This is a genomic window from Pseudomonas sp. PDM31 (assembly GCF_019218965.1).
In the GTDB taxonomy this organism is placed as follows: Bacteria; Pseudomonadota; Gammaproteobacteria; order Pseudomonadales; family Pseudomonadaceae; genus Aquipseudomonas.
The window spans coordinates 137,515-159,216 of the sequence record NZ_JAHUWS010000005.1 but is presented as its reverse complement, the minus strand read 5'-3'; the positions used below and the strand labels follow the sequence as shown (position 1 = coordinate 159,216).

General features: G+C 60.0%; 20 protein-coding genes and 4 tRNA genes. 15 read left to right on the top strand and 9 right to left on the bottom strand.

The window, feature by feature from the left end; translation table 11 throughout:
* Positions 1 to 33: 33 nt before the first annotated feature.
* Positions 34 to 1,083, bottom strand: coding sequence for an HlyD family secretion protein (locus KW839_RS11825; RefSeq protein WP_060540083.1), 1,050 nt, complete (start codon positions 1,081 to 1,083; stop codon positions 34 to 36).
* Between the two features lie 230 nt (positions 1,084 to 1,313).
* Here KW839_RS11825 and gltX point away from each other — a divergent pair, with 230 nt between their 5' ends.
* From gltX to KW839_RS11775, 10 genes are all read left to right on the top strand, one after another.
* Positions 1,314 to 2,795, top strand: coding sequence for a glutamate--tRNA ligase (gltX, locus tag KW839_RS11820; protein ID WP_060540082.1), 1,482 nt, complete (start codon positions 1,314 to 1,316; stop codon positions 2,793 to 2,795).
* A gap of 203 nt (positions 2,796 to 2,998) precedes the next feature.
* Positions 2,999 to 3,074, top strand: a tRNA-Ala gene (locus tag KW839_RS11815).
* A 79-nt stretch (positions 3,075 to 3,153) separates the two neighbouring features.
* A tRNA-Glu gene (locus KW839_RS11810) sits at positions 3,154 to 3,229 on the top strand.
* A gap of 53 nt (positions 3,230 to 3,282) precedes the next feature.
* Positions 3,283 to 3,358 (top strand) — tRNA-Ala (locus KW839_RS11805).
* 81 nt (positions 3,359 to 3,439) lie between these two features.
* Positions 3,440 to 3,515 (top strand) — tRNA-Glu (locus KW839_RS11800).
* Positions 3,516 to 3,699: 184 nt separating this feature from the next.
* Positions 3,700 to 4,239 carry a TetR/AcrR family transcriptional regulator gene (locus tag KW839_RS11795; RefSeq protein WP_060540081.1) on the top strand — a complete coding sequence of 180 codons (540 nt, stop codon included), beginning with the start codon at positions 3,700 to 3,702 and terminating at the stop codon, positions 4,237 to 4,239.
* A gap of 29 nt (positions 4,240 to 4,268) precedes the next feature.
* Complete coding sequence (locus tag KW839_RS11790; RefSeq protein WP_218424437.1) at positions 4,269 to 5,102, top strand: alpha/beta fold hydrolase; 834 nt, start codon at positions 4,269 to 4,271, stop codon at positions 5,100 to 5,102.
* A 48-nt stretch (positions 5,103 to 5,150) separates the two neighbouring features.
* On the top strand, positions 5,151 to 5,594 hold the full coding sequence (locus KW839_RS11785) for a thioesterase family protein (protein ID WP_060540079.1): 444 nt from the start codon (positions 5,151 to 5,153) through the stop codon (positions 5,592 to 5,594).
* Positions 5,595 to 5,767: 173 nt separating this feature from the next.
* Positions 5,768 to 6,727, top strand: a complete 960-nt coding sequence (locus KW839_RS11780; RefSeq protein WP_060540078.1) for a tRNA-dihydrouridine synthase — start codon at positions 5,768 to 5,770, stop codon at positions 6,725 to 6,727.
* A 121-nt stretch (positions 6,728 to 6,848) separates the two neighbouring features.
* A complete protein-coding gene (locus KW839_RS11775) occupies positions 6,849 to 7,295 on the top strand; it encodes an Hsp20 family protein (RefSeq protein ID WP_218424436.1) in 447 nt (148 codons plus the stop codon).
* A 198-nt stretch (positions 7,296 to 7,493) separates the two neighbouring features.
* Here the strand turns inward: KW839_RS11775 and KW839_RS11770 are convergent, their stop codons facing one another.
* The 8 genes from KW839_RS11770 to KW839_RS11735 form a co-directional block, all read right to left on the bottom strand.
* On the bottom strand, positions 7,494 to 8,105 hold the full coding sequence (locus KW839_RS11770) for a hypothetical protein (RefSeq protein WP_218424435.1): 612 nt from the start codon (positions 8,103 to 8,105) through the stop codon (positions 7,494 to 7,496).
* A complete protein-coding gene (locus KW839_RS11765; RefSeq protein ID WP_218424434.1) occupies positions 8,102 to 8,713 on the bottom strand; it encodes a hypothetical protein in 612 nt (203 codons plus the stop codon). The genes KW839_RS11770 and KW839_RS11765 overlap by 4 nt, the downstream gene beginning before the upstream one ends.
* Positions 8,710 to 9,123, bottom strand: a complete 414-nt coding sequence (locus KW839_RS11760; protein ID WP_256352628.1) for a DUF2515 family protein — start codon at positions 9,121 to 9,123, stop codon at positions 8,710 to 8,712. Before KW839_RS11760 ends, KW839_RS11765 begins: the two co-directional genes overlap by 4 nt.
* Entirely contained in the window at positions 9,120 to 9,734 is a 615-nt protein-coding gene (locus KW839_RS11755; RefSeq protein ID WP_218424433.1) for a hypothetical protein, read from the bottom strand. Before KW839_RS11755 ends, KW839_RS11760 begins: the two co-directional genes overlap by 4 nt.
* Positions 9,731 to 10,345, bottom strand: a complete 615-nt coding sequence (locus KW839_RS11750; protein WP_218424432.1) for a hypothetical protein — start codon at positions 10,343 to 10,345, stop codon at positions 9,731 to 9,733. Before KW839_RS11750 ends, KW839_RS11755 begins: the two co-directional genes overlap by 4 nt.
* A complete protein-coding gene (locus KW839_RS11745; RefSeq protein ID WP_218424431.1) occupies positions 10,342 to 11,823 on the bottom strand; it encodes a PAAR domain-containing protein in 1,482 nt (493 codons plus the stop codon). Before KW839_RS11745 ends, KW839_RS11750 begins: the two co-directional genes overlap by 4 nt.
* Positions 11,824 to 11,984: 161 nt before the next feature.
* Positions 11,985 to 15,263 carry a PAS domain S-box protein gene (locus tag KW839_RS11740; RefSeq protein ID WP_218424430.1) on the bottom strand — a complete coding sequence of 1,093 codons (3,279 nt, stop codon included), beginning with the start codon at positions 15,261 to 15,263 and terminating at the stop codon, positions 11,985 to 11,987.
* Between the two features lie 65 nt (positions 15,264 to 15,328).
* Complete coding sequence (locus KW839_RS11735) at positions 15,329 to 16,219, bottom strand: LysR family transcriptional regulator (protein ID WP_218424429.1); 891 nt, start codon at positions 16,217 to 16,219, stop codon at positions 15,329 to 15,331.
* Between the two features lie 147 nt (positions 16,220 to 16,366).
* Between KW839_RS11735 and leuC the strand changes: the two genes are divergently transcribed.
* From leuC to asd, 5 genes are all read left to right on the top strand, one after another.
* A complete protein-coding gene (gene leuC / locus KW839_RS11730) occupies positions 16,367 to 17,785 on the top strand; it encodes a 3-isopropylmalate dehydratase large subunit (protein ID WP_060540059.1) in 1,419 nt (472 codons plus the stop codon).
* A 10-nt stretch (positions 17,786 to 17,795) separates the two neighbouring features.
* Positions 17,796 to 18,440 (top strand): 3-isopropylmalate dehydratase small subunit, encoded by a 645-nt coding sequence (gene leuD, locus KW839_RS11725; protein ID WP_218424428.1) that lies wholly within the window; start codon positions 17,796 to 17,798, stop codon positions 18,438 to 18,440.
* 156 nt (positions 18,441 to 18,596) lie between these two features.
* The gene (locus tag KW839_RS11720; RefSeq protein ID WP_218424427.1) at positions 18,597 to 19,364 is read left to right on the top strand and encodes a class I SAM-dependent methyltransferase; all 768 of its coding nucleotides are present in this window, start codon (positions 18,597 to 18,599) and stop codon (positions 19,362 to 19,364) included.
* Between the two features lie 66 nt (positions 19,365 to 19,430).
* The gene (gene leuB, locus KW839_RS11715; protein ID WP_218424426.1) at positions 19,431 to 20,513 is read left to right on the top strand and encodes a 3-isopropylmalate dehydrogenase; all 1,083 of its coding nucleotides are present in this window, start codon (positions 19,431 to 19,433) and stop codon (positions 20,511 to 20,513) included.
* Between the two features lie 68 nt (positions 20,514 to 20,581).
* Complete coding sequence (gene asd / locus KW839_RS11710) at positions 20,582 to 21,694, top strand: aspartate-semialdehyde dehydrogenase (protein WP_046026895.1); 1,113 nt, start codon at positions 20,582 to 20,584, stop codon at positions 21,692 to 21,694.
* Positions 21,695 to 21,702 lie beyond the last annotated feature (8 nt).

Here is a 21,702-nt window from a genome sequence, read left to right as displayed (position 1 = left end):
CGGGTCGGTTCGCCGACCGGGCGGATCAGTTGATCACCGGCCATCTTCTGGGGCGTCTTTGATATTCACAGTAGCGGTGACCGACATGCCCGGACGAATCTTGCCGCGCAGCGGGTTGTCCGCGGCGAAGGTCAGTTTGACCGGGATCCGTTGTACGACCTTGGTGAAGTTGCCGGTGGCATTGTCCGGCGGTAACAGGCTGAACTGCGCGCCCGAGGCGGCGAACAGGCTGTCGACCCGCGCGTCGATTGGCGTGTCGCTGTAGGCATCGAAGGTCAGTTCGGCCTTCTGCCCGGGCTGCATGTGCCCGATCTGGGTTTCCTTGAAGTTGGCCTGAATCCAGATGTCTTCATCCGGGACGATCGACATCAGGTAGGCGCCGGCTTGCACCACTTGACCGTTGCGCGCGGCGCGCTGGCCGATCAGGCCGCTGATAGGCGCGTGGATTTCACTGCGGGTCAGGTTCAGTTCGGCCTGGGCCAGATCGGTACTGGCGTTGGCGATCTGCGCATCGAGGCGTTTAATTTCGGCGCTTAAAGCGTTGATCTGCTGGCGCTGACTCTGCGCATCGGCCTGGGCCTTGGCCACTTGCGAGCGGGCGATGTGGTTGTCGGCGGAGAGGGTGGTCACCCGCTCTTCGGAGACGTAACCGGGTTTGCGCAGGGTCTCGGCGCGAATCAGATCGATCTGCGAACGGCCCAGGCTCGCCTGGCTGGAGGCGACCTGTGCTTCGCTGGCGGCAATCAGGCTGGCCTGTTGGGTCAGTTTGCTCTGGGCTTGCAGGCGCTCGGCCTGACGGGTGGCGAGGGCAGCGTTGGCGCGATCGACGGCGAGACGGAAGTCATCGCCTTCGAGTTTGATCAACAGCTGGCCTTTCTCGACGTGCTGGTTGTCGTGCACCAGAACCTGGTCGATGCGGGCGGACAACTGGCTCGATACGCGGGTGATTTCGCCCTGGACATAGGCGTTGTCGGTGCTTTCGTAAAAGCGCCCCTTCAAGAACCAGTGGGCGAACAGACCGCCGGCAATCAGCAGGACAATCAGGAGGAAGGTGTACAGGCGACGCTTGAGTTGGGCAGGCATGGGGCAAACTGTAGTCATTAAAATGTAAGGGAATATATCAGCAGGCCAATCTGGCATACAGCCGATCAGCGGTAAATGCCGGTGGCTGATATTTGCTCATTCACTGCGTAATACGCATGTAACACCCGCAACCTTGGCTTAAATGCCCTGTTCACTGGAGCCGGGCGGGTGTCGCCTGTTACCATTCGCCTCTTGTTGGATATTCGCTTTTATTCTTTTTGAGACATGCCATGACCACCGTCCGCACTCGCATCGCGCCATCGCCTACCGGGGATCCCCACGTAGGTACCGCTTACATCGCATTGTTCAACTACTGCTTTGCCAAGCAGCATGGCGGTGAGTTCATCCTGCGGATCGAAGACACCGACCAAGTGCGTTCGACTCGCGAGTCCGAACAGCAGATTTTCGACGCCTTGCGCTGGCTGGGCATCGACTGGAGCGAAGGCCCGGATGTGGGCGGTCCGCACGGTCCCTATCGCCAGAGCGAACGCGGCGATATCTACCAGAAGTACTGCCAGCAACTGGTCGACATGGGCCACGCTTTCCCGTGCTTCTGCACCGCTGAAGAGCTGGACCAGATGCGTGCCGAGCAGCAGGCACGCGGCGAAACTCCGCGATACGACGGCCGCGCGCTGCTGTTGTCCAAGGAGGAAGTGGCCCGTCGCCTGGCGGCCGGCGAGCCCCACGTGATCCGTATGAAAGTGCCGAGCGAAGGTGTCTGCGTGGTGCCGGACATGTTGCGTGGCGACGTTGAAATCCCGTGGGATCGCATGGACATGCAGGTCCTGATGAAGACCGACGGCCTGCCGACCTACTTCCTGGCCAACGTGGTCGATGACCACCTGATGGGCATCACTCACGTGTTGCGTGGCGAGGAATGGCTGCCGTCGGCGCCTAAATTGATCCTGCTTTACGAGTACTTCGGCTGGGAACAACCGGAGCTGTGCTACATGCCGCTGCTGCGTAACCCGGACAAGAGCAAGCTGTCCAAGCGCAAGAACCCGACCTCGGTGACCTTCTACGAGCGCATGGGCTTCATGCCGGAAGCGATGCTCAACTACCTGGGGCGCATGGGCTGGTCGATGCCGGACGAGCGTGAAAAGTTCTCCCTGCAGGAAATGGTCGACAACTTCGACCTCAAGCGCGTGTCCCTCGGCGGGCCGATTTTCGACATCGAAAAGCTGTCGTGGCTCAATGGCCAATGGCTGCGTGACCTGCCGGTGGAAGAATTCGCCGCGCGGGTGCAGAAGTGGGCGCTCAACTCCGAGTACATGATGAAGATCGCGCCGCACGTGCAAGGCCGGGTTGAAACCTTCAGCCAGGTTGCACCGCTGGCCGGGTTCTTCTTTGCCGGTGGCGTGAATCCGGATGCGAAGCTGTTCGAATCGAAGAAGCTCTCGGGCGATCAGGTCCGTCAGTTGATGCAGTTGATCCTCTGGAAGCTGGAAAGCCTGCGCCAGTGGGAGAAGGACAGCATTACCGCAACCATCCAGACGGTGGTCGAATCCCTGGAGCTGAAGCTGCGTGATGCCATGCCGCTGATGTTCGCCGCGATCACGGGGCAGGCCAGCTCGGTATCGGTGCTGGACGCGATGGAGATCCTCGGTCCGGACCTGACCCGTTTCCGCTTGCGTCAGGCGCTCGACCTGCTGGGCGGCGTGTCGAAGAAAGAAAACAAAGAGTGGGAAAAGCTGTTGGGCGCTATTGCCTGACGCGCTTGGTGAAGGGCTGATGGCCATTGTGTGCCCCCGTCGTGGTGCGCGCGGTGGCCCTCAGACCCCCGAATTTTCGGGGGGAGGGCGGTAAGTGGTTGTTATGTCGGCAAAAAATTTTAAATTTTTTGCAAAATAAGTTTGACAGGCCTTCGATACGCCCTTAAGATTCGCCCCGTCCTCAGCGATGACATCAACGATGAGGGGCTATAGCTCAGCTGGGAGAGCGCTTGCATGGCATGCAAGAGGTCGACGGTTCGATCCCGTCTAGCTCCACCAATTTACACTTCAAGGTCTGGCCACACCGGCCTTGAAGCGATCAACACTCAGCGTTGATCAGTTGTATAGAAGGGTTTGCGTCCCCTTCGTCTAGTGGCCTAGGACACCGCCCTTTCACGGCGGTAACAGGGGTTCGAGTCCCCTAGGGGACGCCAGTTTTACAGAAGCGATGTTTCAAGATGTCGCTCCGCCGCGAGGCGAAAAATCCGGGGCTATAGCTCAGCTGGGAGAGCGCCTGCATGGCATGCAGGAGGTCAGCGGTTCGATCCCGCTTAGCTCCACCAATTTTACAAGTTCAAGGTCTGGCCACACCGGCCTTGAATCGATCAGCTCTCAGCACTGATCAGTTGTATAGAAGGGTTTGTGTCCCCTTCGTCTAGTGGCCTAGGACACCGCCCTTTCACGGCGGTAACAGGGGTTCGAGTCCCCTAGGGGACGCCACGATTACCCGCTCTGCGGGATTTTATAAGGGTCATTCAATTATTGAATGGCCCTTTTGTTTGTCTGGCGTTTGGCCAAATCCCCCATTTCTTATCAAACTGTTCTTCAGACCAGCGGTCACATCTACGGCTTGCAGAAAATTATTATGAGAATAATATTCTAGTCGTAATATTCGGAGGCATCGATGAACGATAAAAAAGCTCAAACCCGCGAACGTATCCTCAAGGCGGCCAGCTCGGCGCTAATTCAGCGTGGGCCGGCTGAGCCAAGCGTGGGTGAAGTGATGGGCGCGGCGGGCCTGACGGTCGGCGGCTTCTACGCGCACTTTGAAAGCAAGGACGCGATGATGCTGGAAGCGTTCAAGCAGCTGCTCGGTCACCGTCGCGACCTGATTGCCGACATGGACGCCCAATTGACCGGCGAAGAGCGCCGGGCGCTGGTGGCGGCGTTCTATCTGTCACGCAAGCACCGCGACTCCTCCGAATCGGCGTGCCCGATCCCGGCTTCGGTCGGCGAACTGGGGCGCCTGCCGGACGAATTTCGGGCGGCCCTGAATGAACACCTGGAGCTGATGATCGCGCAGTTGGCGGCCAGCCCCGAAGAAACCGACAAAGCTCTGGCCGATATGGCCTTGATGGTCGGCGGCCTGTCCCTGGCGCGCGCGCTGGGGCCGGGTGAGTTGTCCGATCGTTTACTGCGCGCCGCCAAGTCGGCTGTGCGTTGACCTGAAGGCTTCGGCCTGGGGAGAATGCGATGAGCACGTTGAAGTGGGTTCGTGGCGTTAATGGTACCTTGGGCTGGTTCGCACCGAAGCTGGTTGCAAGAAAAATGCGCCTGGCCTTCATGACCCCGCGGGACCTGCCACCCCGGGACTGGGAGCTGCCGCTGCTGGCGAAGTCCGAGCGCATCACCTTGCGTTTCGGCCTCTCGGTGTTGCGCTGGGGGCAAGGCCCGGCAGTACTGCTGATGCATGGCTGGGAAGGGCGGCCAACCCAGTTCGCCAGCCTGATCACGGCGCTGGTCGATGCCGGTTACTCGGTGGTGGCCCTGGACGGCCCCGCACACGGTCGTTCACCCGGTAGTGAAGCCAATGTCATGCTGTTCGCCCGCGCCATGCTCGAGGCCGCCGCCGAATTGCCACCGCTGCAAGCGGTGATCGGCCATTCCATGGGGGGTGCCAGTGCAATGCTCGCGGTGCAGTTGGGCTTGCGTACCGAAACCCTGGTGACCATTGCCGCCCCGGCACGCATCCTTGGCGTATTGCGCGGCTTTGCACGCTACGTGCGGCTGCCGCCCAAGGCCCGTTCGGCGTTCATTCGCCAGGTCGAGCAAGACGTCGGCATGCGCGCTGCGATGCTGGATGTCGCGCATTATCAACTCGACATGCCCGGCCTGATCGTCCATGCCGAAGATGACTGCCTTGTACCGGTCAAGGAGTCGCAACTAATCCACGAAGCCTGGTTCGACAGCCGTTTACTGCGCCTGCAAGAGGGTGGTCATCAGCGCGTACTGGCCGACCCTCGGGTAATTGATGGCGTGATATCACTGCTGGCCGGACGCAGCCTGCAATCACGCCAATCGGCCTGAGCATCCGTTACACTGCGCCGGTGGAAATTATCTGACCGGGAGTGGGGCATGGGCTGGGATCGGGAAACACCATTTGTCATTGATCTGCAGGTGGGCGCCGAGGACATCGACGGGCTTGGCCACGCAAACAACGCGGTGTACGTGACCTGGCTCGAACGCTGCGCCTGGCGTCACTCTCAGCGTCTGGGCCTGGATCTGGTCGAATATCGGCGCCTGGATCGGGCGATGGCAGTGGTGCGGCACGAGATCGATTACCTGGCGGCCGCCTATGAAGGCGATGAGTTGCAGTTGGCGACCTGGATCGTCGATTGGGATCAGCGCCTGAAAATGACCCGGCACTTCCAGTTGATTCGCCCCAGCGACAATTCGACGTTGCTGCGTGCGCAGACCACTTTCGTCTGCATCGAGCTGTCCAGCGGCAAGCCCAAGCGTATGCCGGCTGAGTTCATTGAAGGCTACGGCCCGGCGGTTCAGCAGCAGGCGTTGGTGTAACTAATGTGGGAGCGGGCATGCTCGGCAAAGCGGTGGGTCAGCCTGTATCACTGCTCAATGACACACCGCCTTCGCGAGCAAGCCCGCTCCCACATTGATGAATCTGCGATGTTCTGCAGATTTTTCGCGTAATCCAGTAAACTGCCGCACGTTTTTCGTTGAGTGTGTTTTTCATGCAAATTGCTTTGGCGCCCATGGAGGGGTTGGTCGACGACATCCTGCGCGACGTGCTGACCCGGGTGGGCGGCATTGACTGGTGTGTGACCGAGTTCATCCGGGTCAACGATCAGTTGCTCACGCCGGCCTATTTCCACAAGTTCGGCCCCGAACTGCTCAACGGCGCCCGCACCGCGTCCGGCGTGCCGCTGCGCGTGCAGCTATTGGGTTCGGATCCTGTGTGCCTGGCGGAAAACGCCGCGCTCGCCTGCGAGCTGGGTTCCGAGGTGATCGACCTGAACTTCGGCTGCCCGGCCAAGACCGTGAACAAATCCCGTGGTGGCGCAGTACTGCTCAAAGAGCCGGAACTGCTGAACCAGATCGTCGAGCACGTCCGTCGCGCCGTGCCTGCGCACATTCCGGTCACCGCCAAGATGCGCCTGGGTTTCGACAGCCCGGACGGTTCGCTGGTGTGCGCCACGGCTTTGGCCGAGGGCGGGGCGGAGCACATCGTAGTGCATGCGCGGACCAAGGTGGACGGCTACAAGCCGCCGGCCCACTGGGAATGGATTCCGCGGGTGCAGGATGTGGTCAAGGTGCCGGTGTTCGCCAACGGTGATATCTGGAGCGTCGACGACTGGCGCCGTTGCCGCGAGATCAGTGGCGTGGAGGACATCATGCTCGGTCGCGGCCTGGTTTCTCGTCCCGACCTGGCCCGGCAAATCGCCGCGGCACGGGCCGGCGAAGAAGTGGTCGAGATGACCTGGGCCGAGCTGCTGCCGCTGATCCAGGATTTCTGGCTGCAAGCCAAGGCGCAGATGACCGCTCGGCAATCGCCGGGTCGCCTGAAGCAGTGGCTGGCCATGCTGACCCGCAATTACCCTGAGGCGGTGGAGCTGTTTTCCCTCCTGCGTCGCGAGACTGAACTCGATCAGGTCTCACGTTTATTGGGTCTTCCGGTCGCTGAAGCAGCCTGAAAAAAATCTGCAAAAAAACTCTTGAAATGCAATCAGCGGTCCCTATCTAAGGGGTACGCGATGCCGAATTCGGGTCGCGGAGACAAAAAACCTTGCTGATTGTTTTCAGGAGATTTGATTCATGACTACTGCATTTTCCCTGGCACCACTGTTCCGTTCCTCGGTTGGTTTCGACCGTTTCAACGACCTGTTCGAAACCGCCCTGCGCAATGAGCCAGGCAGCACCTACCCGCCTTACAACGTGGAAAAACACGGCGACGACCAATACCGCATCGTCGTAGCGGCCGCCGGCTTCCAGGAAGAAGACCTGGAGCTGCAAGTCGAGAAGGGCGTGTTGACCATCAGTGGTGGCAAGCGCGACGCCAACGAAGACGTGACCTTCCTGCACCAGGGCATCGCCCAGCGTGCATTCAAACTGTCCTTCCGTTTGGCGGACCACATCGAAATCAAGGCTGCCGGTTTGAGCAACGGTCTGCTGAGCATCGACCTGCTGCGGGTGATTCCGGAAGAGGCGAAGGCCAAGCGCATCCCGATCAATGGGGCGCAGAAGCCGGCTTTGCAGCATTGAGTCGATGTAGAAAAATGCCGTTACAGGCTGTGTGAAAACCCGTCCTGTTACGGAAAAAACAAATGCCCCGACGTGTCGGGGCATTTGCTTTTCTGTGTGCTGAGAAGATTTTCGGCGCTATCGTGACGTCAGCGCAGGCTGATTTACAGTTGAGCATCGCAACTCTGGTACCGATGCGTCTATCGTCAGCGGGCCAAGTCAAGGATTGGTCCAAGGCGTGGCCAGTGACAGCGTGATCAGGTAGCGTTCTTCTGTGGGACGCTTTTTATCCTTGAAACGGCCGACTACCAGCATCACTTGATAGCGGTTACCGGCATGCCAATAGGAGGTGCCGCCCTTGTTCACGTCGCGCAATTGGGCCCGCCATTGGGGCGTATCGGCGAATGGTGGGTCTTCCTCAACCCGGATCGGAGTCCAGCCGGCTGAGCGCAATTGCTCCTGCAGATCCAGCACGACCTTGAGGGTCTCATCGAGCAGTAGTGGCTCGATTTGTGGGGACATACGGACACCATGGATCCGTTCATCATCGAACATCACCGTCAGAAAACGGGCAAGTGGGGTTACAAAACCGTACTGAGGATCAATAAAGCGCAGGCGCGCGTCGGATTCTGGAATTCTGAACCATGAGCGATCAGCTATAGCTGAGCCAATACTTGCGCTGGAGCGCTGACGCATATCCTCCCAAGGTTCGCCAATCATAAGCGCAATTTCTTTTTCAGATTTCGCCTCAATTCCCACGTATGCAACCAGTGTGGCGATTGCTAGTGCTAACCCGCAGCGTCGCCAGGCGAGGGGCGCCATTTGACTCATCGAGGACCTCTGGACTTGCTGATTCCCAGTGTTATCAAGTAACGTTCTTCGGTTGGGCGCTTCTCGTCTCTGAATCGGCTCACCACCAACATCGTTTGGTACTTCTCACCCGCAAGCCAGTAGGCGGTCCCGCCTCTGTTTACATCCTTCAACCGATCCCGCCATTCAGGAGAGTCGGCGAATGAAGGAAAGTCCTTGACCCGATTTGGCGTCCAACCGCCTTTGCGCCATTGCTCCTGCAAATCCAGAACTATCTTGAGCGTATCGTCGAGTAGTAACGGCTCGGTTTGTGGGGACATGCGGACACTGTTGATATGCTCATTTCGATAAATGACAGCGAAGAAACGGGCTAATGGAGTCACAAAACCGTATTGAGGATCTACGAAACGTAGCCGGGCATCTGACGTTGGGATGTTGAACGATACCTCCCCCGCAATGGTGGGTGCGATTGATGCAGTGGAGCGTTGACGCATAGCTTCGTACGGCTCTCCAATGACCAAAGCGATTTCCGGATCATCCGAAAGTGCCCGTATCGCCGCCAGCGTCAAGAGAATCGCTACGGCTAACGTCAGTGTGCGACGGCGCAATCCAACGGAACGCAAGTTCATCTGACTCCGCCGCCCAAAGCGATATCTCGAGTCGACCGCTCGATGTGCTTGCGCTGATCGCTGTGCAGCAAATCGTCAAACTGGGCCGCGGCTTTAAGCACGAAGGCCATACGGCTCTTGACGTCAGCCAGGTCGGCGAAGGGAAAGTTGCTAAATCCAATGGTGCGCTCGTCCTCGACAGGACGGCACTGACTGGCCCGGGTCAGCTCAACGGCCTGCGCAGCCCCGCAAGGAAAGTTGGTGACGTAGGAGAAATAGTTCCCGCGGAGCATACATTTCAGTCCAGTGTCATCGTACATAGCTGGCTGCAAGATGTTGATCTGTTCGTGCCTGGCGTAGCCGAAGTGGACAATCCACCCGTTATCCTCAGCCGGTGCGCCAATGAGCTCCAGCGTCAAAGGCTGGATCAAGGGTTAGTCCAGGGCGTGGCCAGTGACAGCTTGATGAGGTAGCGCTCCTCGGTGGGGTGCCTGTAATCCTTGAATCGATTGACCACCAGCATCACTTGATACTGGGTGCCCGCATGCCAGTATGCTTTGCCGCCCCTATTCACATCCCGCAATTGTGCTCGCCATTGCGGGGTGTCCGCGAACGGTGGGAAGTCCTTGACCCGGAGGGGAACCCACCCAGCTTTGCGCCATTGCTCTTGCAGGTCCAGCACGACCTTGAGGGTGTCGTCGAGCAATAGCGGCTCGATTTGCGGGGACATGCGGACACCTTGGATCAGTTCATCATCAAACATCACCGTAAAAAAACGTGCAACTGGCGTTACAAAACCGTACTGCGGATCAATGAAACGCAGGCGCGCATCTGATTTCGGAACGCTGAACCAAGAGCGCCCCGGAATGGCTGGATCGATTCTTGCGCTGGAGCGCTGGCGCATGGCCTCGTGCGGCTCGCCAATCACCAAGGCGATTTCCGGTTCATCGTATAGCAACTCAATTGCTGAAAGCGCCAGGAGCGATGCGATCGCCAGTACCAAAACGCCATGCTGCCAGTTCAGGCGGCGCACCAAACTCATTGCACGCCCCGAGATCGGTGGATTCCCAGTGTGATGAGGTAGCGTTCCTCGGTGGGACGTCTGTTGTCCTTGAAGCGGTGAGCCAGCAGCATCAGTTGATATTTATCGCCGGCTCGCCAATAGGCTGCACCGACTTTATTGACATCGCGAAGTTGGGCTCGCCATTGCGGCGTGTCGGCGAACGATGGGTAGTCGTTGAGCCGAATGGGTACCCAGCCGGCTTTACGCCACTGATCTTGCAGATCCAGTATGACCTTGAGGGTGTCGTCGAGTAGCAGTGGCTCGATTTGCGGGGACATGCGGACACTCCTCACCTTCTCATCCGTAAAACTCACGGTAAAGAATCGGGCCAAAGGCGTCACAAAGCCGAATTGGGGATCTGCGAAGCGAAGTCGGGCATCAGACTTGGGAATGTTGAACCAGGAGTGGTCCGGTATGGCTGAATCGATACTTGCGCTGGAACGCTGGCGCATTGCCTCGTATGGCTCGCCAATTACCAAGGCAATTTCCGGGTCGTCCGATAGCAACACAATTGCTGACAGCGTCAGGAGGCATGCGACCACCACTACCAAAATGCCACGCCGACAACGCAGATGGTGCATCAAACTCATCGCACGCCCCCACCCAAGGCGATTTCCCGAATCGACTGCGCAATCCGATCGCGCTGGTCGCTTTGCAGCAAATCGTCAAACTGGGCCGCGGCTTTAAGCACGAAGGCCATACGGCTCTTGGCGTCAGCCAGGTCGGCGAAGGGAAAGTTACTAAATCCAATGGTGCGCTCGTCCTCGACAGGACGGCACTGACTGGCCAGGGTCAGTTCAATGGCCTGAGCCGCCCCGGAAGGAACGTCGGTGACGTAGGATAAATGGTTACCGCGCATCATCCATTTCATTCCACTGTGATCGTACATCGCCGGTTGCAGGATGTTGACCTGCTCGTGCTCGGCAAGAAGTGCGACGCTTTCCGCGATATTGCCAGCGTCAATCGCCTCAAACGCCAAAAGGATTTCATCGTGGTCAATCCCAAACCTCAGCGTTTCCTGCCCCACTGGCCATAACACCGGATATTCGCCGGTGCCGTAGATGTTCTTCCGTGAGTCCAGACACGCCTTCAACGCCTCCAACCCCCGCTCCGCATAAAACACATGCAACGGATATACATCGAGAAACAGCGTGGTATTACCCATCGCCAGCATCTCATGCACAAACCGGTACATCTGTTGCGCAAGGGGCAGCGCGCTGTCGACACCCCAATGGGTAAACCCCCACACCGGGTTGTCACGGTTGGCCTGTTCGTAGTCCCGTTGGCGCTGTTCGAACTCCCTTATTGCTGCGCGCTTTTCGCGTTCACTGGGGCTGATCAAACCGGCCAGCCCTTTTCGTGAGCTGTCCCGCAACTGCTGCATAGCCTCTGATTCAGCCTGCATTTTCTCGACCGACTCCGCCGCATGCAGCAATCCGCAGCCAACCTGTTTCGAAGCAAAGGCTGCAAGGCCCGCCCACTGGAAACGTTGATCGTGTCGCCAAAGCTGGGCGTAGGCGGCATTGATCGCCTTGTTGCGCGCCTTGGGATCGGTAATCAACTTGCCACCCGGTGCCACGACGTTTTCCACCCGTTGTTGATAACCACGCCAGAGGTTCTCGCAGGCGTGCCCGGGCAGTTCGCTGTAGGACGACACCGGTCGGCTCGGCGTTGGGGTGAAATTGGCAGGACGCGCTTCGACGGCGGGCGGGTGCTGTGCAGCCGGCGTAGCGGGTGGTGCGGGTGGTGCGGCGGTGCGTTGAGGCGGGGCGACTTTTGGCGTCTCGATCTCCTGGCACACCAGGGTCTGGACGGCAATCAACCGGGGCGACGGGTCGCATTTGCAGTGGCACAGGTCGCCTTCCAGGGCGGCCCGGCGATCGTCCATATATTCCGAAAGGCGCGGGCCGTCGCAGAAGATGGTGCCGGTGCTGTCGCACTCCGGGCAATAGACGTCATCGCCCTCGCGGGCCATGAGCTGGCCGTTGATGTCGCGGTACGGGTAGCCGGTTTTCACGGTGCCGTCGACCGTGGTGGTGGCGCCGACGGTGATGTGATAACGCCTCATGGCAGGGTTGTCCTTGGTCTATTGGCAGGGACGAACACGCTAGTGAGGCGGTGCAGGGAGATAAATCAGAGGTTGCGTTGTTTTGTGTAGGACGGTTCTTGATGTTCTGTAGGATCTGCCGAAGGCTCGGGCCGCGTTCGGCAGTTCCTGCGGGGGTTGTGTTATTTCAGGAGTTTCTGGAATTCTGCGATCGGCAGTGGCGGGCTGTACAAATACCCCTGATAAAAATGGCACTCCAGCCCCTGCAGAAACTCCAGCTGTTCCGCTGTCTCCACGCCTTCGGCAATCACCTTAAGATCCAGGCTGTGGGCCATGGCGACGATTGCGCGGATGATCTCGGCGTCGTTCGGGTCACTGGTGGCGTCGCGGATGAACGACTGGTCGATTTTCAGGGTGTCGACGGGCAGGCGCTTGAGGTGGGTCAATGAGGAATAACCGGTGCCGAAGTCGTCCATGGCAAAACTGACGCCGAGCTTCTTCAGGCGGCGCATTTTGTTGATGGTGTCTTCCAGGTTCTGGATCACGATGCCTTCGGTGATTTCGAGTTTCAGTAGCGAGCAGGGCAGGCCACAGCTGGTCAGGCTGTTTTCGACGCGCTCGACAAAGTCGTTCTGGCGGAACTGGCGCGGGCTTATGTTCACGCAAAGGCTGAACCTGTGCGGGTCCACCAGGCCACTGGCGACCAGGTGCTTAAAGGCTTTACAGGCTTCGTCGAGGATCCAGTTGCCGACCTCCAGAATCAGTCCGCTGTCTTCCAGGACCTTGATGAACTCGCTGGGCGATTGCGCGCCGAGCGCCGGGTGGTTCCAGCGTACCAGCGCTTCGGCGCCGACGATGCGGTCGCCGCGGGCGTCGACCTGGGGTTGGTAGTGCACGTGAAATTCGCCCCGGGACAAGGCCTGGCGCAGGTCGGTTTCCATGCGCAGGCGCTCGCTCGCGGCCTTCTGCATGGTGTTGTGATACATCTGCGCGGTATTGCGCCCCGAATCCTTGGCGCGATAAAGCGCGATGTCGGCGCGCTTGAGCAGGTCGGTGGGCGTCGAGCCGTGGTCGGGAATCAGGGCGATGCCGATGCTCGGTGTCACTTGCAGGCGCTGGCCATCGAGGAACATCGGCTCCGACAGCAGTTCGCGAATGGTGTCGGCCAGCTCCAGTACCTGATCGTTGACCTCGTTGCGCGAACCTTCGAGGCCGCTGAGCAGCACCACGAATTCGTCACCACCGAGGCGGGCCACGGTGTCTTCCATGCGGACGCTGGCTTCAAGGCGGGCGGTGATGATCTTCAGCACGGTATCGCCGACCGGGTGGCCGAGAGAGTCGTTGATGTGCTTGAAGTGATCGAGGTCGAGGAACATCAGCGCACCGCGCAGGTTGTGGCGCTTGAGCAGGGCGATCTGCTGGCTCAGGCGGTCCATCAGCAGGGCGCGGTTGGGCAGGTTGGTCAGCGGATCGTGATAGGCCAGATGGCGGATCTGCGCTTCGGCATTTTTCAGCAGGCTGACGTCCCGCGCGGTGAGCAGCAGGCACGCGGTTTCATTGAGGGTGATGGGTTCCACCGAGACTTCGACGGTCAGCAGCTCGCCGCGCTTGTTACGCCCGAGCATCTCCTGGTGGTGAACCCGGCCCTTGAGTTGCAGCTCGGCCAGCAGCGCTGAGCGCTGCTTGTCTTCAGCCCAGATTCCGACCTGATACACCGTGCGGCCGATCACTTCGTCGGCCCGGTAGCCGGTCAGGCGGCAAAAACCATCGTTGACCTCCAGATAACGGCCGGTGTCGCGCTCGGTGATGGTGATGGCGTCGGGGCTGGAGTGGAACGCCTTGGCGAACTTCTCTTCGCTGGACTTGAGAGCGGCTTCCGAGCGCTGCTGCTGGCTGATGTCGCGCAAGGTGGTGACGATGCACGGCTGCTCCCCGACACTGATCTGGCGGCTGGATATCACACAGGTCAGGGATTGTCCGTCCTTGTGCCGGACGAGGATGGCCACATTGTCCAGGCCTTGTTCGCGGATGACTCGTTCGATCCGTTGCAGGCTTTTTGCCGAAGCGTCCCACAGGCCGATTTCGTCGGCGCTGCGGCCGATCACATCGGCGGCGCTCCAGCCGAAGATCTGGCTGAAGCTGGAGTTGATCTCGATGAACTGACCGGTGTCCTGGCGAGTCACGCAGATCGGGTCCGGGCTGACCTGGAACAGGGTGGCGAATTTCTCTTCGGAGGCCACCAGCCGTTGTTCGCGCTCGACCTGATCGGTGATGTCGAGCAGGGTGCCGGCCATGCGCAGGGGCACACCGTTTTCATCTCGGTAGAGGCGGGCGCGGCTTTCCAGGTAGCGTGAGCTGCCGTCGGGCAACTGTACGCGATAGGTCAGCTGATAATTGCCGGCCGGACCTTCGCGCAAGCTGCGATAGGCGTCGCGCATGGTGTCGCGTTCATCGCCGGGCACTCCTTCAAAAAACGCTTCGAAGGCTTCGTGGAAGGGTTTGGGCTCCAGCCCGTGCAGTTGGGCGGCGCGCGCCGAGCCATACAGCATGCCGCTGGGAATGTGCCAGTCCCAGGTGCCGAGCTGCGCCGAGTCCAGGGCCAGGTCGAGGCGTTCCTGACTGTCCTTGAGGGCCTGTTCGGCGACTTTGCGTTCGGTGGTGTCGAGGAAGGTGCTCAGCAGATAGGGTTGGCCTTCGAGTTCGACTTTCTGAGCGCTGAGAATTCCGTCGAGGATCCGCCCGTTACTGGCGCGAAATTGCACCTCCATGCTCACCAGGTCACCCTTGGCCTTGGTGGCCGCGACCAGTTCCGCTCGCTGTTGCGGATGCACCCACAGCCCAAGCTCCAGGGTGGTACGACCGATCGCGTGTTGCACCGGCCAGCCGAACAGGCTTTCGAAATGCTGGTTGGCTTCAGTGATCAGGCCGTCTTCCTGGCGGGTCAGCAGGACCATGTTCGGGCACAGGTGAAACAGTGTGGCAAAGCGCTTTTCCGAGCTGCTCAGCGCCTGCTCGCGCTGGCGCTGCTGGGTGATTTCGCGGATCACGCCAATCATTCGCGGGCGGCCTTTTTTATCTGGTACCAGGCTGCCGCTGATTTCCAGCCAGTGCAGGCTGCCGTCGGGCCAGCGGATGCGGTGGCGCATCACCTGTTCCAGCGGCGCGCCGGCAACGACTGCGTGGAAGGCGCGCACGGTTTTCGCCCGATCCTCCGGGGCCAGCAAGTCGAGGTATTCCAGATCGGCCGGCAGCGGTTGCCGGGGGTCGAAGCCGAACAGCGCCTGAGTGCCCCGGGACCAACTGATCTGCCCGCGTTCGATGTCCCAATACCAGGCACCCAGGCGCGCGCCATTGAGTGCGGCCAGCAATTGAGAGGCGCTTTCCCAGCTCTGTTCGGAGTTTTTGGGATCAAGCGCCTGAATACGTGGCATCGGTGGAATACGGTCAACAGATTTCGGCATTGGCAGGCCTTGAGCTGAATAGGCGTTTGTTGCAGGAATTCGCGGCCCTATAGGAGTAGCACAAGTCAGCCTTGAGTCCCTGGCAGTTCGATTTGAGCATCCAGCAAGGCCATGAAGGCCCGCGCAGCATTCGACAGCGTCCTTTCCGTGTGCAGGATATAGCCTAGCTGGCGAGTGAGCTGTATGCCCGGCAAAGGTATGCGCGCGACCTGTTCATCGAGCATCGTGCGCGGCAACACGCTCCAGGCCAGGCCGATCGAGACCATCATCTTGATGGTTTCCAGGTAGTTGGTGCTCATGGCGATGTTCGGCGTCAGGCCCTGGGCTTCAAAGAGGTGCTGGACGATGTGGTGGGTAAAGGTGTTGCCGCCGGGGAATACCGCCGGATGCCGGGCAATGTCGGCCAGGCTGACCTTGCCGTTGTTGATCAGCGAGTGCTCGGGGGCGACCACGAAGTCCAGCGGGTCGTCCCACACCGGTGTGGCTTTGACCAGTGTGTGGGGTTCCGGGGCCAGGGTGATGACCGCCAGCTCGGCGCGGCCGTGGAGGATCTCTTCATAGGCCACTTCCGAGTCGAGGAACTGAATATCCAGTGCTACTTGGGGATAGCGTCGGGTGAACTCCCTTAACAAAGGCGGCAGCCGATGCAGGCCGATGTGGTGGCTGGTGGCGAGGGTCAGGCGGCCGCTCACTTCGCCGGTGAGGTTGGTCAGGGCGCGGCGGGTATCATCGAGCACGTTCAGAATCTGATAGGCCCGCGGCAGCAGGGCGCGCCCGGCTTCGGTCAGGCTGACTTCGCGACCCAGGCGATCGAACAGGCGCACCTTCAATTGCTGCTCCAGCCCGGCGATGCGCTTGCTGATGGCCGGCTGGGTCAGGTGCAGGCGTTCACCGGCGCCGGAGAAGCTGCCGGTCTCGGCGATGGCAATAAAAGCATTGAGGTTGGCCAGGTCCATGGTTGTATTCCAGATGGTTATCCAAAGCATAAAAAATATGAATTTGAGTTATTTAATGTAACGCCATAGGATCAGCCTCACAAGCCAAGGGGTTATTGAATCGCTCAGACCCAAGGCATAGAAACAAGCTGATGAGGAAACCGTCTGATGGCCGGCAAAACGCTCTACGACAAGCTCTGGGATTCGCATTTGGTCAAGCAGCGCGACGATGGCTCTGCGTTGATCTACATCGATCGTCACATCATTCACGAAGTGACCTCGCCGCAAGCCTTCGAAGGCCTGCGTCTGGCCGGGCGCAAGCCTTGGCGCATCGATGCCAACATTGCGACCCCGGACCACAACGTACCGACCACGCCTGAGCGTAAGGGCGGCGTCGAGGCCATCGTTGACCAGGTCTCGCGTCTGCAGGTCCAGACCCTCGACGACAACTGCGACGAATACGGCATCGTCGAATTCAAGATGAACGACGTGCGCCAGGGCATCGTCCACGTCATCGGCCCGGAGCAGGGTGCGACCTTGCCGGGCATGACCGTGGTCTGCGGCGACTCCCACACCTCGACCCACGGCGCGTTTGGTGCCCTGGCTCACGGTATCGGCACTTCCGAGGTCGAGCACGTGCTCGCCACCCAGTGCCTGGTCGCCAAGAAAATGAAGAACATGCTGGTGTCTGTCGAAGGCAAGTTGCCGTTCGGTGTGACTGCCAAGGACATCGTTCTGGCCGTGATCGGCAAGATCGGCACCGCCGGCGGTAACGGTCACGCCATCGAGTTCGCCGGCAGCGCGATTCGTGACCTGTCCGTCGAAGGCCGCATGACCATCTGCAACATGTCCATCGAGGCCGGCGCTCGCGTAGGCCTGGTGGCGGCGGACGAGAAGACCGTGGCTTACGTCAAGGGCCGTCCATTCGCCCCGAAAGGCGCTGAGTGGGACTTGGCCGTCGAAGCCTGGAAGGACCTGGTGTCCGACGCCGATGCGGTATTCGACACTGTCGTCGAACTCGACGCGACCCAGATCAAGCCGCAAGTCAGCTGGGGCACTTCGCCCGAGATGGTGTTGGCCGTGGATCAGAACGTGCCGGACCCTGCGAAGGAAATGGACCTGGTCAAACGCGATTCGATCGTGCGTGCCTTGAAGTACATGGGTTTGACCGCCAATCAGGCGATCACTGACATTCAACTGGACCGCGTGTTCATCGGCTCCTGCACCAACTCGCGGATCGAAGATTTGCGCGCTGCGGCCGTGATCGCCAAGGGTCGTAAAGTGGCTTCGACCATCAAGCAGGCCATCGTGGTGCCGGGCTCGGGCCTGGTGAAAGCCCAGGCCGAATCGGAAGGCCTGGACAAGATCTTCCTCGAAGCCGGTTTCGAATGGCGTGAGCCGGGGTGCTCGATGTGCCTGGCGATGAATCCGGACCGTTTGGAGTCCGGCGAGCATTGCGCCTCGACCTCCAACCGCAACTTCGAAGGCCGTCAGGGCGCCGGTGGGCGCACCCACCTCGTCAGCCCGGCCATGGCCGCGGCCGCCGCTGTGAACGGTCGTTTCGTCGACGTCCGTGAATTGATCTAAGGAGCGCAGCATGAAAGCTTTTACCCAGCACACTGGACTTGTCGCGCCTTTGGACCGTGCCAACGTCGACACCGACCAGATCATCCCCAAGCAATTCTTGAAATCGATCAAGCGCACCGGCTTTGGCCCGAACCTGTTCGATGAATGGCGCTACCTGGATGTGGGGCAGCCGTATCAGGACAACTCCAAGCGCCCGCTGAACAAGGACTTCGTCCTCAATGCCGAGCGTTATCAGGGCGCCAGCGTGTTGCTGACCCGCGAAAACTTCGGTTGCGGCTCCAGCCGTGAGCACGCGCCATGGGCACTGGAAGAATACGGTTTTCGCAGCATCATCGCGCCGAGCTATGCCGACATCTTCTTCAACAACAGCTTCAAGAATGGCTTGCTGCCGATCATCTTGAGCGATGCCGAAGTCGACGAACTGTTCCAGCAGGTTGAAGCGAACCCTGGTTACCAGTTGCAGGTTGACCTGCAAGCCCAGACGGTGACCCGTCCGGATGGCAAGGTGTTGAACTTTGAAATCGACGCCTTCCGCAAGCATTGCCTGTTGAATGGCCTGGACGATATCGGCTTGACGTTGCAGGACCATGAGGCGATTGCGGCGTTTGAAGGCAAGCATCGGGCGAGCCAGCCTTGGTTGTTTCGTGATGCTTGATTGATTTGAAATTGATGTAAGCAGGGCCGGCCCCTTCGCGAGCAAGCCCGCTCCCACATTGGATTTGCGGCGTAAACAAAACCTCTGTGGGAGCGGGCTTGCTCGCGAAGACGGCAGCTCAGACGACACAAGACTCACGCCAAAAGGAAGCCCCTCATGACCAGCACCGCCCAGCACAGTCAGGTAGTCCAGAAGCAATTCGGTGAACAGGCCTCGGCCTACCTGAGCAGCGCCGTACACGCTCAAGGCACTGAATTCGCGCTGCTGCAGGCCGAGCTGGCGGGGCAGGGCGATGCCAGGGTTCTGGATCTGGGTTGCGGTGCCGGTCATGTGAGTTTTCACGTAGCCTCATTGGCGAAAGAAGTGGTGGCCTACGACCTGTCGCAGCAGATGCTCGATGTGGTCGCTGCCGCTGCTAAAGACCGTGGCTTGAGCAACGTGTCCACGGTCAACGGTGCCGCCGAGCGCCTGCCGTTCGCCGATGGCGAGTTCGATTTCGTCTTCAGCCGTTACTCTGCGCACCACTGGAGCGATCTCGGCCTGGCCCTGCGGGAAGTGCGTAGGGTGCTCAAGCCTGGTGGCGTGGCAGCGTTCATCGATGTGTTGTCACCGGGTAGCCCATTGTTCGACACTTACCTGCAAAGCGTCGAAGTGCTGCGCGACACCAGCCATGTGCGCGATTACTCTGCGGGCGAGTGGTTGCGCCAGGTGAGCGAAGCGGGGTTGCACACCCGCAGCACCACACGGCAGCGTCTGCGTCTGGAATACACCTCCTGGGTCGAGCGCATGCGCACACCCGAGGTGATGCGCGCCGCGATCCGCAAGTTGCAGCAGTCGATGGGCAACGAAGTGCGCGAATATTTCGAGATTGAGGCCGATGGTTCGTTCAGTACCGATGTGCTGGTGCTGTTTGTAGAAAGATAGCCACCGATCGATAGAATTTTTCCGGGTGTGCCCCTGGGGCGCACCGACTGATGACATGAGGAAAGCATGAGCAAGCAGATTCTGATTCTTCCAGGTGACGGTATTGGCCCGGAAATCATGGCCGAAGCGGTCAAGGTGCTGGAGTTGGCGAGCGACAGGTTCGGCCTCGGCTTCGAGCTGAGCCACGACGTGATCGGCGGCGCAGCCATCGACAAGCACGGCGTGCCCCTGGCCGATGAGACCCTGGAACGTGCCCGCGCTGCCGATGCCGTGCTGCTGGGCGCTGTTGGCGGCCCGAAATGGGACACCATCGAGCGTGACATCCGCCCTGAGCGCGGCCTGCTGAAAATCCGTGCGCAACTGGGCCTGTTCGGCAACCTGCGTCCGGCGATCCTGTACCCGCAACTCGCCGAAGCTTCGAGCCTGAAGCCGGAAGTCGTCGCCGGCCTGGACATCCTCATCGTTCGCGAACTGACCGGCGGCATCTACTTCGGCGCGCCACGCGGCACCCGTACCCTGGAAAATGGCGAGCGTCAGTCCTACGACACCCTGCCGTACAGCGAAAGCGAAATCCGCCGCATCGCCCGTGTCGGCTTCGACATGGCCATGGTCCGCGGCAAGAAGCTGTGCTCGGTGGACAAGGCCAACGTATTGGCATCCAGCCAGCTGTGGCGTGAAATCGTCGAGGAAGTGGCCAAGGATTACCCGCAAGTCGAGCTGAGCCACATGTACGTCGACAACGCTGCCATGCAACTGGTGCGTGCGCCTAAGCAGTTTGACGTGATCGTTACCGACAACATGTTCGGTGACATCCTGTCCGACCAGGCGTCGATGCTCACCGGCTCCATCGGCATGCTGCCATCGGCGTCCCTGGATACCAACAACAAGGGCATGTATGAGCCTTGCCACGGTTCCGCGCCGGACATCGCAGGCAAGGGCATCGCCAACCCGTTGGCGACCATTTTGTCGGTATCGATGATGCTGCGTTACAGCTTCAACCAGCAGGCCGCGGCCGATGCCATCGAACAAGCCGTCAGCCTGGTGCTGGATCAGGGCTTGCGCACAGGCGACATCTGGTCGGCAGGTTGCACTAAAGTCGGTACCCAGGAAATGGGCGACGCAGTAGTCGCCGCGCTCCGGAATCTGTAATCTCTCGGGCCCGCTGCCACTTTCAACTTCGAAAGCAGCGGCCCACTTTTTAAGAAGGTGTAGTTGCGATGAAACGTGTAGGTCTGATCGGTTGGCGCGGTATGGTCGGTTCCGTGCTCATGCAGCGGATGCTGGAAGAGCAGGATTTCGATCTCATCGAGCCGGTGTTTTTCACCACTTCGAATGTCGGTGGCCAAGGCCCGTCCGTGGGCAAGGATATTGCTCCGCTCAAGGACGCTTACAGCATTGAAGAGCTGAAAACCCTCGACGTGATTCTGACCTGCCAGGGTGGCGACTACACCAGTGAAGTCTTCCCGAAACTGCGCGAAGCCGGCTGGCAGGGTTACTGGATCGACGCCGCTTCCAGCCTGCGCATGCAGGATGACGCGGTCATCGTCCTGGACCCGGTCAACCGCAAGGTCATCGACCAGCAACTGGACGCGGGCACCAAGAACTACATCGGCGGCAACTGCACCGTCAGTCTGATGCTGATGGGCCTGGGTGGTCTGTTTGAAGCCGGCCTGGTGGAGTGGATGAGCGCAATGACCTATCAGGCGGCTAGCGGCGCCGGCGCGCAGAACATGCGTGAACTGATCAAGCAGATGGGTGCGACCCACGCCGCTGTCGCCGATCAACTGGCCGATCCGGCCAGCGCGATCCTCGACATCGACCGTCGTGTGGCCGAAGCCATGCGCAGTGACGCGTACCCGACCGAAAACTTCGGCGTGCCGCTGGCCGGCAGCCTGATCCCGTGGATCGACAAGGAACTGCCGAACGGTCAGAGCCGCGAAGAGTGGAAGGCCCAGGCCGAGACCAACAAGATCCTCGGTCGTTTCAAGAGCCCGATCCCGGTCGATGGCATCTGCGTGCGCATCGGTGCCATGCGTTGCCACAGCCAGGCGCTGACCATCAAGCTGAACAAAGACGTGCCGATCGCCGATATCGAAGGGCTGATCAGCCAGCACAACCCTTGGGTCAAGCTGGTACCGAACAACCGCGATATCAGCATGCAGGAGCTGAGCCCGACGAAGGTCACTGGCACCCTGAATGTTCCGGTTGGCCGTCTGCGCAAGCTGAACATGGGTTCTCAGTTCGTTGGCGCATTCACCGTCGGCGACCAGCTGCTGTGGGGCGCCGCCGAGCCGCTGCGTCGCATGCTGCGGATCCTGCTCGAGCGTTGATCGACTGA